A 12,464-nucleotide genomic window follows, 5' to 3' on the forward strand; every position below is an offset into this window, starting at 1 on the left:
AGATCAGGCGTCGGGCGGGATCACGCCCTTGCGGAACATGAAGCAGCCGTAGAAGCGGCGCTCGCCCGTCTGGATGACGGCATAGGATTGCCGCGCCAGATCGTAGAAGGCGAAGCGTTCGATGCCGATCATCGGGCGCGGGCGGCCTTCGGCGCGGTCGATCTCGGCCTGCACCTCGGCTTGCACGGGCGGGATTTCGGCGGGGTTGCCGACCACTTCCATGCGCCCCGCGAAATCATCGACAAAGGTATCGAGCGGCAGGACGGAGAGGATGGCCTGCACGGCCTGCGCCGAGGTCAGGTTTTCCATCCGCAAAAGTTCGCCCGTGACCGTGGCGCGGGCGACGGAATCGGAAGGGAAGTTGGTATCGGCCACGATCAGCACATCGCCATGCCCCATGGCGCGCAGCACCCGCAGCACATCGGCATTCAGCCGGTGATCTAATCCCTTGAGCATGTGATCCTCCCTCGGCGGTGGTCCGCCCGTTCTGCCGCGAAACCTGCCGCGCGGGGGCGGCCGGGTCAAGGTCGCCCGGAGGGGCGCGGGTCAGAACCGCGCGCCGCTGGACTTGTCGAAGAGATGCACGCTGGCCGGATCGCCGGGGGCGAGCGTGATGGCATCGCCGGGGCGGTGGCTGACGCGGTCACGGAAGACGGCGGTGAGTTCGCGGCCTTCGATGCGGACGACGACATGGGTTTCGGCCCCGGTGGGTTCCACCACGGCAACGGTGCCCCTGATGCCTTCGGCCGCGGCCGCGAGGTTTTCAGGGCGGATGCCATAGATGATCTCGCGCCCCTCGGCGACCTTCATGCCGGGCGGGAGCGGCAGGGATGCCCCCCCGGCCCGGACCACGCCGCCCTGCACCACGCCTTCGATCATGTTCATGGAGGGCGAGCCGATGAAGGAGGCGACGAAGGTGTTGGCGGGCCGGTCGTAGAGTTCCAAGGGTGCGCCGACCTGTTCGATGCGCCCGCCCTGCATGACGACGATCTTGTCGGCCATGGTCATGGCTTCGATCTGGTCATGGGTGACATAGACGGTGGTGGTCTTGAGCCGCTGGTGGAGTTCGCGGATCTCGGTCCGCATCTGGACGCGGAGTTTCGCATCGAGGTTGGAGAGCGGTTCGTCGAAGAGAAAGACCTGCGGGTCGCGCACGATGGCGCGGCCCATGGCGACGCGCTGGCGCTGGCCGCCCGAGAGGGCGCGGGGATAGCGGTCGAGATAGGGGGTGAGGCCGAGCACTTCGGCGGCGCGTTTCACGCGGCTGTCAATCTCTGCCTTGTCCATCCCGCGCATCTTGAGCGCGAAGCCCATATTGGCGGCCACCGTCTTGTGCGGGTAGAGCGCGTAGTTCTGGAAGACCATCGCGATGTCGCGTTCCGAGGGGGGAAGGTTGTTCACCCGCCGCTCACCGATACGGATATCGCCCGAGGTCACCTCTTCCAGCCCGGCGATCATGCGCAGGAGCGTGGACTTGCCGCAGCCCGAGGGGCCGACCAGAACGACGAATTCGCCATCCGCTATGTCGAGATCCAGCCCGTGGACGACCTGAAGCCCGCCATAGGCCTTTTTCAGCGCGCGGATCGTGACTTCGGCCATGCCGCCCCTCCCAAGGTTTTGCACGATAGGTAGCCGCTCGTCCCGGGCCTGTCCACGGACTAATCATACTAACATGTTAGAAACTTGACAGGGGGCCGGGGTCGCGCCAAGGTTCGGCACAGGGAGTGCTGCCGCACGGGGTTGGGAGGCCCCACTGCCTGCATCCGGTCCGCGAGGGGCGGATCGCGGCATTCCGGGCGTCACGATCAATCAGAAGAGCCGGGACCGCAGGGCATCCGGCAGCCATCCTAGGGAGGATATCGACGTGAAGGTTGGAGCGTATGAAGTCATGCAGGCGCGGATGAGCCGCCGCCGCATGTTGCAAGGGGCGACGGCGCTTGGGGCCGTGGCCGCGTTGGGCCCGGTGGCCGGGTTCCGCCCGGCCTCGGCGCAGGAGAACCTGCGAGCCGAGATATTGAAGATCCCCGGCGTGGGGATGGGCAGCCCGACCGATGCCGACTGGCAGAAGGTGGGCGAGATGTGCCTGGGCGCGACCAAGGCCAGCGTCGCCGAGGGCGAATTCGCGGGGGTTGAGCTGACCTTCATGGGGCTGAACAACCAGAACCTGCACAACTTCCTGTTCCGCGGCTTCCTGAAGCCCTGGGAGGCCTATACCGGCGCCAAGATCAACTGGATCGACCTGGCGCAGGCCGATTACAACGCGCGTCTCCAGCAGTCGATCGCGACCGGCACCGTCGATTTCGACATCATCGAGATGGGCGCACCTTTCGAGGGCGACACGGCAGGCAAGGGCCTGCTGGACGAGATGCCCGACTGGGTGAAGACGCAGATCGAGGCGGATGACCTTGTGGGTTACCTCCAGCCGCCGGTCGGCACCTGGGATGGCAAGTCCTACCGGATCACCATTGACGGCGACTGCCACACCTTCGCCTATCGCACCGACTATTTCGGCGAGGGCGCCATCGGCGGGGCGACCGTGCCGACCACCTGGCAGCAGGTGAACGAGGTGTCGAAGGCGCTGATCGGGCAGACCGATCCGCTGACCGGGCAGCCGGCGCATGGCTATCTGGACCCGCTGAAGGGCTGGGGCGGCTTTGGCATGTATTTCATCGCCAACCGTGCGGCGGCCTATGTGAAGCATCCGGACGATCCGGCATGGCTGTTCGATCCCGATACGATGAAGCCGCGGGTGAACAATCCGGGCTGGGTGCAGGCCATCCAGGACGTGATGGACCTGATCGCCGCCGGCGCCTATCCGGCGGACCAGATCAACGCCGATCCGGGCACCACCGGGTTCAGCCAGTTCCTGGCGGGGACGGGGTCGATGCTGATGTGGTGGGGCGATATCGGGTCTTCGGCGCGGACCTCGGATACCTCGGTCGTGGGGGATGTGGTGGGCTTCGGGATCAACCCGGGTTCGACGCGCCGCTACAACTCGGCCGCCGGGGCCTGGGAAGAGACCGCGAACGAGGCGCCGCTGATGGCCTATATCGGCTGGGGCATCTATGTCACCAGCCGCGTGTCGGGCGACGAGAAGAAGCGCAAGGCGGCCTGGTCGGCGGCGGCCCATCTGGGCGGCAAGGACCTGTCGCTCTGGACGGCGGCCTATCCGTCGGGCTTCCAGCCCTATCGCAACTCGCACTTCAACTATGAGGAGTGGGAAGCGGCAGGCTATGACCGCGCCTTCATCGAGGATTACCTCGGGTCGAACGCGGACAGCTACAACCACCCGAACGCGGCCATCGAGCCGCGCATCCCGGGGATCTTCCAGTACTATTCGGTGGCCGAGGACGAGCTGTCCAAGGGCTTTGCCGGGCAGTATGCCTCGGCGCAGGAGACGGCGGATGCCATCGCCGCCGCCTGGGAGAAGATCACCGACCAGATCGGCCGGGACAGCCAGATCGCGCTGTATAAGGCAAGTCTGGGGTTGTGATCGGCCCCTGACGGGGAAGAATGAGAGCGCCCGCTGCGGGGAACCGTGGCGGGCGTTTTCCTTTCACGGCGATGGCAGGGTCAAGGTTGACCACGCCTCGCGGTAACTTTCGTAGTCCATCTTTACGCGCAGATGCTGGATACGGGTGAAGTGCTTGAAGGCGGTATCGTCCGACTCGGCCCGCGCGCCAAGATGAGTGCGGATGAAGTCGAGCGCCTCCATCGCCTGATCCAGCTTTGGGCCGTAGATGGGTTCGTGATGGGCGGCGCGGTTGCGCGCTTCGTGGATGGCCGCCAGAGCCTTGGACAGGTCGGCGCGCCGCAGCGATTTGTTGGGAAAGACCCGCTTGAGCGAAGGCTTCCAGAGCGTGGCCTCATACTCGCCCGAATAGAGCCGCCGCCAGAAGGCGAAAGTGGTTTGGGACAGGATTTGCCCGTGCGTGACGTTGATGGGTGGCGGGCGGCGGGGAACGGGTTGGCCATTCGCGCGCAGTTGCTCGTCCAGCTTGGACTGCGCGGCGCGGCGGGCATATGAGGTGGCATCCGCTATGGTTTGCTGCTCTCTCGGCTTCAGCGGAACGGCGTTGTTCCCCGGCAGAAGCCATAGGGCATCGCCGAAGTCTTCGATCAGGCGTTGGTTGGTGCTGTTGCGCAGCGCCAGTTCAAGCAGGGCGATCAGTGACATGAGCGAAGCGCCGAGTTGCAGGGTGTGGTTGTGCAGCGCAACCGCCCGCGCCTGGGAGTCGGTATGGCGTGCAAAGGTGCGAAGCCGTTCCGCCGAGATGAGGTCCACAACCTGCACGATACACCTAACCGCTCACTTCGCCTTGAATAGCAACCTTGATGCCGCTATGTCTATGCGCGTTGGGCCGGGGAACAGGTCGGCAGCGTCGCGCGAGCGGTGACGGACCCCCCGTCCTACTGATCAAGGCCCGCCCTTCGTGGCGGGCCGTTTCTTTTTCGCTGCGCGCCGTGCTGGCACGCTTGCCACCCACCCCGCCCCAAGACTAACATGCTAGCATGATCCGTGCGCCCCTCTGGCGCACCGTTCCGGGGGGAGCAGGTGAGCAGCGAAGGCGATCTTCTTCATGTCGTGACGAACGACAATATCCCCGAGGGGCGCAAGCGCTTTGGTCGGGCGATCATCTGGGGGACGGCGGGTCTGACGGTCCTTGTCGCGGCCTTGCAGGTGATGCAGGCCACCGGGCAGGCGGAGTTCGGCTTCGTCAACTGGCGGCCCACGCTTTACGCCTTCTGCACCTGGGCGGTCGCGCTCTGCTGGGGGCAGGTCCTGATCCGGGGGGAGCATGGCAAGCGCACGCTTTTCGTGCTGCCTGCGGCGATCTTCGTGGCGGCGCTGACGGTGTTTCCCCTGCTCTTCGGCCTGCTGATCGCCTTTTCCGACTGGAACCTGTCAAGCCCGACGGGCCGGCAGTTCAACGGATTGGACAATATCCGGCAGATGTGGACCGATCCCTTCTTCTGGAATGCGCTGTGGAACATGGTCCTTTATTCCGCGGCGATCCTTGTGGAATATGCCATAGCCTTCGGCCTTGCCCTCCTTCTGAACGCGCAGATCCGGGCGCGGAAGTTCTTTCGCGTGGCCTTCCTTCTGCCCCTGATGCTGTCGCCGGTCGCCGTGTCCTGGATGATCGGCAAGTCGATGCTGGAGGCGCGCTATGGCCCGCTGTCGCGGCTGGCGCGGTTCTTCGGGGTGGAGAACCCGTCCTTCTTCGGGTCGCCCGAAATCGCGCGGGCGACGATCATGGTGATGGATGCCTGGACCTATATCCCCTTCATGATGATCATGATTCTGGCAGGGCTTCAGGCCATCCCCAAGGAGCTGAACGAGGCGGCGAAGGTGGATGGGGCGAATGGCTGGCGGAATTTCTGGGAGGTGACCTTCCCCCTTATGCTGCCTGTGTCGATCACCGCGATCCTCATTCGCATCATCTTCAAGCTGAAGCTGGCGGATATCGTGATCAACGTCACCTCGGGCGGGCCGGGGGGGGCGACGGATACGGTGACCAGCTTCATCTTCCGTGAATATCGCGAGCGGTCGAATGTGGGCTATGGCACGCTGCTGGCCTTCGTGTACCTCGTCATCATCGTGATCGCGATGACCTTTCTGATGAAACTTGCCGACCGCTGGATGAGGCCCCGGACATGACCGCCACGACGCAGATCTTCCGGGACAGCGAGGCTGATCGCCGCCACCGCGCGAAATGGTGGACGAGCCGGATCGCCATCTATGGCGTGCTGATCCTGTGGACGATCATCTGCCTGTTCCCGATCTATTGGACGATCACCACCAGCTTCAAGATGGCGCCCAATGTGATGAAGGGGAACATGATCCCCTTCGTGGATTATCAGCCCGCCTGGCTGGGCTGGCGGTCGCTGGGCCTGTCGCCCGATACGATCTGGGCGGAAAGCACGGTGCGGGAGGAGTTCATGAAGCGTTTCATGAATTCGGCGGTGATCTCGGTCACCTCTTCGGCGCTGGCGGTGATCCTTGGCAGTCTTGCGGCCTATGGCCTGTCGCGGTTCAACTACCGCTTTGGCTATATGAGAAATTCCGACATCAGCTTTTTCTTCCTGAGCCAGTTGATATTGCCGCCTGTCGTGCTCGCCCTGCCTTTCCTCGTGCTTTACAAGGAATTGGCGCTGCTGGATACGCGGGTGGGGCTGATCCTGCTTTATACCCTGACGGTGTTGCCCATCGTCATCTGGATCATGCGCGACCAGTTCGGATCCATCCCGACAGAGCTGGAAGAGGCGGCGCTGGTGGATGGGCTGTCGGTCTGGGGGGCCTTTGCCACGATCATCCTGCCGATTGCCCTGCCGGGGATGGTGGCGGCCTTCATCCTGTCGCTGGTGCTGACTTGGAACGAGTATTTCTTCGCGGCGCTGCTGACCTCGACCCATGCCAATACGCTGCCGGTGATGGTGGCGAGCCAGACGGGTTCGCAAGGCATCTCTTGGTGGTCGATGGCGGCCCTGTCCTTCGCGGCGATCCTGCCCCTGATCGTGATCGGGGTGGTGCTGGAGAAGTTCATCATCAAGGGCATGGCGGCGGGCGCGGTGAAGTGACGTGCTGAAGGGGATCGACCAGAGGCTTTCGGCAGAGGTGGTGCATGTCCTGATGCTGATGGGGCATGGCGACGATCTGGTGATCTGCGACGTGAACCATCCGGCGGCGACGATTGCGGCGGAAACGACCTATGGGCGGCTGGTGGATATGGCGGGTTGCGACATCCCCACGGCGGCGCGGGCGATATTGTCGCTGATGCCGCTGGACAGCTTTGTGCCCGCGCCGGTGCGGCGGATGCAGGTGGTGGGGAACCCGGACGGGGTGGTGCCGATCTTCGCGCGGATGCAGGCGGTGCTGGACGCGGCCGAAGGGCGGCCTGTGAAGATGGAGGCGCTGGAGCGGTTCGCCTTCTATGCGGCGGCGAAACAGGCCTTTGCGATCATCCGAACGGCGGATAGCGGGCCATATGGCTGTTTCCTGCTGAAGAAGGGCGTGGTGGATTTGCCGGAACTGTAGGATGGGCAAGTGTGCCCATCCTACAGGCCAAGAACCTTCCGCAGATGGGCAAGCGCGAGGCTCACGCCTTCTTCCCCCTTTGCTGGCGTGGCGCGGGGGGCGGTTTCGGTCCACCAGGGATCGCCCTCCCCTGCCCTGTCCATAGCCACCGTGTCAGGGGCCAGCGCCAGCATCAGGGCCGTCTCGCCTTCGCCTGCGTGATCGAAGGGGAAGGTGTCGTTCCTTGGGAACAGCGGGTGCAGGCGGATCCAGTTGAAAGGGTCCGCCCCTTCGGCGTGCCGGGCGTAGTAATCGGCCATGTCGCGGCGGCCCCACCAGCCGGTGCCGCGTTCTGCTTCCAGATAGCGGAAGATGGCGTTGCGGGCGGCAAGGCGGAAGGCGAGGTCGGTGGGCATCCCCTGGGCGATGTTTTCCGACTGGTGATGGATCACCGCATGGATGTTGCGGAAACCCGCCTTGAGGAGCGCGGTGCAAAGCGCCTCGAAGAACGGGACCAGCGCGGCGGCGTCGATATGGAGCGTCGTGCCATGTTCCGGCCCGGCGACGGCATGGCTGGCCGCGCCATAGGCGAAGGGGGGAAGGGTGATGATGGCATCGCCCAGCCGGTCGAGGATTTCGGTCACGGCGAGCAGGTCCACCCCGGCGGGCAGGTGGCCGCCGTGATGTTCCATCACGCCCAGGGGCAGGACGACGGGCGTATTGGCGGCGATGGCCGCCTGCACCTGATGGGGGCGCATCCGGTCATAGCGCATCAGGGCTGGCCCAGTTCATGGGCGATGTCGCGGGTCTGGGTGTAGAGCCGCTTGAAGAGCGGATATTGCCGCGCATAGGCCGCCACCGTTTCCTGCCGCACCGTCCGGGCGACGGGGTTCCATTCGACGATCTCTTCCGGCATGGCCTTGCCTACGGCAGTGGCGGCGAGGAAGGCATCGCCGTAACTCGCCCCCACCGTCTTTTCGCAGAGGATCTGCACCGCGCCGCCGATATCCGACGTGGCCTGCATCCAGACCGCGTTCTTCGTCCCGCCCCCCACGGCAAGGATGCGCTGGGGGAAGGCGTCCAGCGCGCGATAGGTGTCCAGCACATGGGCGGTGCCAGCGGCGATACCCTCCAGCACCGCGCGGAACATGTCGCCGCGCGTATGGGTCAGGTCGAGGCCGAAGAAGGCCCCCTTGGCCTGCGGGTCATGGATCGGGGTGCGCTCGCCGCTGAAATAGGGCAGGCAGAGGAGGCCCTTGGCCCCCTTGGGGCTAGCCGCCGCCTCGGCGGCCAGTTCGCCGAAGGTCGTGTCACGGGCGAACTGGTCGCGGAACCAATGGGTCAGCGTGCCGGAGGTCGCCAGCCCCGCCATGGAGGCATGCATCCCGGGCCAGAGCCAGGGCGCATACCAGAGGCGCGCATCGCGGATCGGGTCCGACGTGACCTGAATGATGAAGATGGTGGAGCCATACATCATCATCATCTCGCCCGGTCGCTGCACGCCCACGCTGACGGCCTCGGCCGCCGCGTCGATCGTGCCGCAGGTGACGGGGGTGCCTTCGGCGAGGCCCGTCTCGGCGGCGGCGGCGGCGGTCACATGGCCTGCGATATCGGTGGACCACATGAGTTTGGGCAGCCTGTCCAAGGGCAGGATGTCGGGGGCCAGCGCATCGGTCCAGTTCAGCGCATTCACGTCATAGAGGGGCGAGAAATTGGCCGCCGTGTAATGGTCGATGACATGGGCCCCGGTCAGCTTCCAGGTGATATAGGAGGTTGAGGTAAGGACCTTGGCCGTCCGCGCGTAAAGATCGGGATGGGTGTTCTTCAGCCAGAGGATCTTTGGCCCCACCGATTGCGAGGTCAGCGCATTGCCGCAGATGGACATGATCCGGTCCGCACCGATGGCGGCGGTCAGATGGTCGATCTCGGCCGCCGCGCGGGTATCCACGCCATAGAGGACGCCATTCATCAGGGGGGCGCCCGTGGCATCGACGGGCAGCATGCAGGGGCCGATGGCTGAGGCCGCGACACAGGCAATGTCCCGGGGGTCGATCCCCGACTCGGCCAGAAGGGCGCGGGTGATATGGACGAAATCGCCCCACCAATCCTCCTCCGCGCGATGTTCGGCCCAGCCGGGGCGCGGCACCAGCATCTTGTGGGGCCGCGTGGCGGTGGCGACGATGCGGCCCGTCCCGTCCACCAGAACGCCCTTGGATTCGAAGGTGCCGATATCAATGCCGAGCGTATGGGTCATGGGGTCACCGGATCAGGTTGAAGCCGGGGGGGATGCGGGCAAGTGCTGCCTCCAGCAGGGTGACAAGCCCCGCCACATCGGCAGGGTCCACCACTTCCAGCGCGGAATGGGTGTAGCGCATGGGAAAGCCCACATCGAGGCAGGCCACCCCTTCCTCGCCCATGAACTGGATATAGGACAGGTCCGTCAGCGCCCCGGTATGGGCCGAGCGTTGCAGCGGCAGGCCCTCGGCCTGTGCCGTGTCCTCCATCAGCGCCACCAGCGCCGGATGCGGGATCACCCCGTTCAGCGTGCCGCGCCCGTGGAAGGAATAGAGGCTGATGCCGGGGCCGCCCCCCAGCGCCACATCCCCGCGCGATGCCATGTCGGGCGTGTCGCAGGCCAGAAGAAGGTCGATCTGGAAGGCAATGTCGGGCTTGGCGGCGGCGGCGGCGGGCAGGACGCCGCGCAGGTTGTATTCCTCTTGCACCGACCAGACGAGATGGACCGTCGGACCGGCGCGGCGGTCCTTCAGCCGCGCGGCAAGGTCCACCAGTGCCGCGCATCCGGCGCGGTCATCGGCGCTGGTCCCGGCAAGGCGGCCATTGGCGAGGTCCATGACATGGGGGCGATAGACCACCGGATCGCCGATGCGCAGGCCCGCCGCCTCGGCCTCGGCCTTGGAGGTGAAGCCGGCATCGACGTAAAGCTCGGCATAAGGCAGCACGCGGTATTTCTCTTCGGGCGTGGTGGCGTGGTGGCTCTTGTTGGCAATTACCCCCGGCACATCGCCTGCCCGGGTGCAGATCACCACCGCCTGCGCGGCCAGCGCCCGTTCCGGCACGCCGCCCAGCCGTTCCAGCCGGATCAGGCCCGATGGCTCGATCTTCCGAAGGATGAAGCCCAACTGGTCCATATGGGTGAAGACCAGCACCGACGGCGCCGCGGGATCGCCTTCCAGCGTGGCCGAGAGATTTCCCAGCCGGTCGGTCCGATGCGCGATGCCCAGCGCATCGAGATCGGCCTTGATGCGGGCGCGGATGCGGTCTTCATGCCCGGCAAGGCCGGGGATCAGCATGTAGTCGCGGATCAGGTCGCGCAGTGTCATTCCAGCCCCCTGCCCCCTTCATCTTGGCCCAAATACTCACAGGGGGTGAATGGGCCGCATGGCCCAGAGGGGGCGCGTGCGCCCCCTGATCGCGGAGGAGGCGCGCAGGCGCCGACGACAGGAAAGGCTTGCGCGCCAGCGCTCCGCTTCAGTGGCGTCGGGGGGAGGCGCATCAATAGCCCCTCGCGGCGCGGGCGCGGTCCATGAAATCCTTGGCGCGGTCGGGGTCCACGGCGGCCCAGGTGTCGCCGCCGACCTTGAGCGCGGAGCCGACGATGCAGCCATCGGCCACGCGCAGGACATCGGCGATGGTGGCGTGTTTCACGCCGGTATTGGCGAGGACCGGGGTCTTCGGCAGGACGCGCTTCACCGCCTCCAGATCGCGCATCTCGGCCGCCTCGCCGGTGATCGCGCCCGAAACGAGGACCGCGTCAGGGATGGAGGAGAAGACGGCCGAGCGCGCCCGGTCGGGCAGGCTGCGCGGATCGAGGGAGCCTGCGAATTCCGCCGAGACATTGTAAAGGAGCGCGCAGCCGGTATTGCCAAGGCGGTGCTGGTAGCGCTGGGCGGCGCCGGCATCGGGCGCCCAGATCCCCATGTCGGAGGCATAGGTGCCGGTGAAGATCTCGCGCAGGAAGGCAGCGCCCGTGGCGGCGGCCAGCGCGACGCTGGCCATCGGGTCCCAGAGCACATTGACGCCGAAGGGGACGGTGATGCGGTCGCGCAGGCGGCCGATCACATAGGCCATGGTGGCGGTGGAGGCGGTATCCACCTTCAATTCATAGGGGCGGTCATTCTCGTTCCCGAACATCACCGCATCGACGCCAGCGGCTTGCAGGGCCGCAAGGTCGCGGGCCGCGCCGTCGATGATCGCCTCGACCCCGCCTGCCGCATCATGCAGCGGCGTGCCGGGCAACGCGCCCAGATGGACCATGGCGATGACGGGCTTTCCTTGCCCGAAGACCTTTTCAAAACGAGACATGCGATCCTCCCCGGATGGGCGAAGGCTAGACGGAAAGGGATTTGACCGGAAGGGGGAACATACTAGCATGTTAGTGGGCAGCGGGAGACGGTCATGCAGGAGCGGCGGCAGTGGGACAGGCTGGGCAACGGGGGGCTGGACTTCACCACTCTGGGCTTTGGCTCGGCCCCGATCGGGAATCTGTTCCGGGCGATTTCCGATGAAGAGGCGCAGGCCGTGCTGGAACGGGCATGGATGGGGGGCATCCGCTATTTCGACACGGCGCCGCTATATGGCCTCGGGCTTTCGGAGACGCGGCTGAACCGGTTCCTGCGGGGCAAGCCGCGCGACGACTATGTGATCTCGAGCAAGATCGGGCGGCTGTTCCGGGTGACCACGCCGGAACAGCGCGACGGGATCGGGAAATGGTTCGAGGTGCCGTCGCGGCGCGAGGTCTATGATTACGGCTATGACGCGGTGTTCCGCTCGGTCGAGTTTTCGCTGGAGCGATTGGGCATAGACCGGATCGACATTCTTTATGCGCATGATCTGGATATCTTCAACCATGGCAGCCAGACGGCGCTGGAGGCGCGGCTGGAGGCCTTCATGGCGGGAGGATACCGGGCGCTGATGCAGTTGCGCGACGAAGGGGTGATCCGGGCCTTCGGGGCCGGGGTGAACGAATGGGAGCCCTGCCGCTGGCTGCTGGACCGGGGGGATTTCGACATCTTCCTGCTGGCGGGGGAATATTCCCTGCTGCGGACCGAGTCGCTGGAGGGGTTCATGAACCCTGCGGCGGCGCGGGGTGTGGGGGTGGTGGTGGGCGGTCCCTACAATTCCGGCATCCTGGCCACGGGGCCGCGACCGGGGGCACAGTATCGCTATAGTGACGCGCCGGACTGGGCGATGCAGCAGGCCGGGCGGTTGCAGGCCCTGTGTCAGGCGCATGGGGTGCGGCTGGTGGATGCGGCCTTCCAGTTCTGCACGCGGCATCCGGCGGTGGTGTCGGTGATCCCCGGCGGGCAGACGCTGGCCGAGATGGAAAGCAATCTTCAGGCGGCGGCGGCGGAGATTCCGCCCGCGCTCTGGGCCGCGATGAAGGCGGAGGGCTTGATCCACCCCGACGCGCCTGTCTGAGTGAGGA

The 12,464-nt window shown here is 65.7% G+C and carries 12 protein-coding genes; 5 read left to right on the forward strand and 7 right to left on the reverse strand.

The features are described 5' to 3' along the window. Nucleotides 1-3: 3 nt before the first annotated feature. Both C0V75_RS10925 and C0V75_RS10930 read right to left on the reverse strand, forming a co-directional pair. A complete protein-coding gene (locus C0V75_RS10925; RefSeq protein WP_101920974.1) occupies nucleotides 4-456 on the reverse strand; it encodes an RbsD/FucU family protein in 453 nt (150 codons plus the stop codon). Nucleotides 457-546: 90 nt separating this feature from the next. Beyond that, on the reverse strand, nucleotides 547-1,599 hold the full coding sequence (locus tag C0V75_RS10930) for an ABC transporter ATP-binding protein (RefSeq protein ID WP_101920975.1): 1,053 nt from the start codon (nucleotides 1,597-1,599) through the stop codon (nucleotides 547-549). Between the two features lie 265 nt (nucleotides 1,600-1,864). On the opposite strand from C0V75_RS10930, the gene C0V75_RS10935 reads away from it, so the two are divergent. Continuing rightward, a complete protein-coding gene (locus C0V75_RS10935; RefSeq protein WP_101920976.1) occupies nucleotides 1,865-3,493 on the forward strand; it encodes an extracellular solute-binding protein in 1,629 nt (542 codons plus the stop codon). A gap of 63 nt (nucleotides 3,494-3,556) precedes the next feature. Here C0V75_RS10935 and C0V75_RS10940 read toward each other — a convergent pair whose 3' ends face one another. After that, nucleotides 3,557-4,294: a hypothetical protein gene (locus tag C0V75_RS10940; RefSeq protein WP_101920977.1), complete on the reverse strand. Its 738-nt coding sequence runs from the start codon at nucleotides 4,292-4,294 to the stop codon at nucleotides 3,557-3,559. Between the two features lie 261 nt (nucleotides 4,295-4,555). Between C0V75_RS10940 and C0V75_RS10945 the strand changes: the two genes are divergently transcribed. From C0V75_RS10945 to C0V75_RS10955, 3 genes are read left to right on the forward strand one after another with little or no spacing between them, the layout of a single operon-like run. Beyond that, a complete protein-coding gene (locus tag C0V75_RS10945; protein ID WP_216821439.1) occupies nucleotides 4,556-5,662 on the forward strand; it encodes a carbohydrate ABC transporter permease in 1,107 nt (368 codons plus the stop codon). Further along, the gene (locus tag C0V75_RS10950) at nucleotides 5,659-6,582 is read left to right on the forward strand and encodes a carbohydrate ABC transporter permease (RefSeq protein WP_101920978.1); all 924 of its coding nucleotides are present in this window, start codon (nucleotides 5,659-5,661) and stop codon (nucleotides 6,580-6,582) included. Before C0V75_RS10945 ends, C0V75_RS10950 begins: the two co-directional genes overlap by 4 nt. Nucleotide 6,583: 1 nt before the next feature. Then, complete coding sequence (locus C0V75_RS10955; protein WP_101920979.1) at nucleotides 6,584-7,039, forward strand: RbsD/FucU family protein; 456 nt, start codon at nucleotides 6,584-6,586, stop codon at nucleotides 7,037-7,039. Nucleotides 7,040-7,059: 20 nt separating this feature from the next. On the opposite strand, the gene C0V75_RS10960 is transcribed toward C0V75_RS10955, so the two are convergent. From C0V75_RS10960 to C0V75_RS10975, 4 genes are all read right to left on the reverse strand, one after another. Continuing rightward, nucleotides 7,060-7,791, reverse strand: coding sequence for a creatininase family protein (locus C0V75_RS10960; protein ID WP_101920980.1), 732 nt, complete (start codon nucleotides 7,789-7,791; stop codon nucleotides 7,060-7,062). After that, the gene (locus tag C0V75_RS10965) at nucleotides 7,791-9,272 is read right to left on the reverse strand and encodes an FGGY-family carbohydrate kinase (RefSeq protein WP_101920981.1); all 1,482 of its coding nucleotides are present in this window, start codon (nucleotides 9,270-9,272) and stop codon (nucleotides 7,791-7,793) included. The genes C0V75_RS10960 and C0V75_RS10965 overlap by 1 nt, the downstream gene beginning before the upstream one ends. A gap of 4 nt (nucleotides 9,273-9,276) precedes the next feature. Then, nucleotides 9,277-10,359 carry a M42 family metallopeptidase gene (locus C0V75_RS10970; RefSeq protein WP_101920982.1) on the reverse strand — a complete coding sequence of 361 codons (1,083 nt, stop codon included), beginning with the start codon at nucleotides 10,357-10,359 and terminating at the stop codon, nucleotides 9,277-9,279. Between the two features lie 172 nt (nucleotides 10,360-10,531). Further along, nucleotides 10,532-11,341: a BtpA/SgcQ family protein gene (locus C0V75_RS10975; RefSeq protein ID WP_101920983.1), complete on the reverse strand. Its 810-nt coding sequence runs from the start codon at nucleotides 11,339-11,341 to the stop codon at nucleotides 10,532-10,534. Between the two features lie 93 nt (nucleotides 11,342-11,434). Here C0V75_RS10975 and C0V75_RS10980 point away from each other — a divergent pair, with 93 nt between their 5' ends. Then, nucleotides 11,435-12,457 (forward strand): aldo/keto reductase, encoded by a 1,023-nt coding sequence (locus C0V75_RS10980; RefSeq protein ID WP_101920984.1) that lies wholly within the window; start codon nucleotides 11,435-11,437, stop codon nucleotides 12,455-12,457. The last annotated feature ends 7 nt before the right edge of the window (nucleotides 12,458-12,464 follow it).

The organism is Tabrizicola sp. TH137, assembly GCF_002855575.1.
In the GTDB taxonomy this organism is placed as follows: domain Bacteria; phylum Pseudomonadota; class Alphaproteobacteria; order Rhodobacterales; family Rhodobacteraceae; genus Paragemmobacter.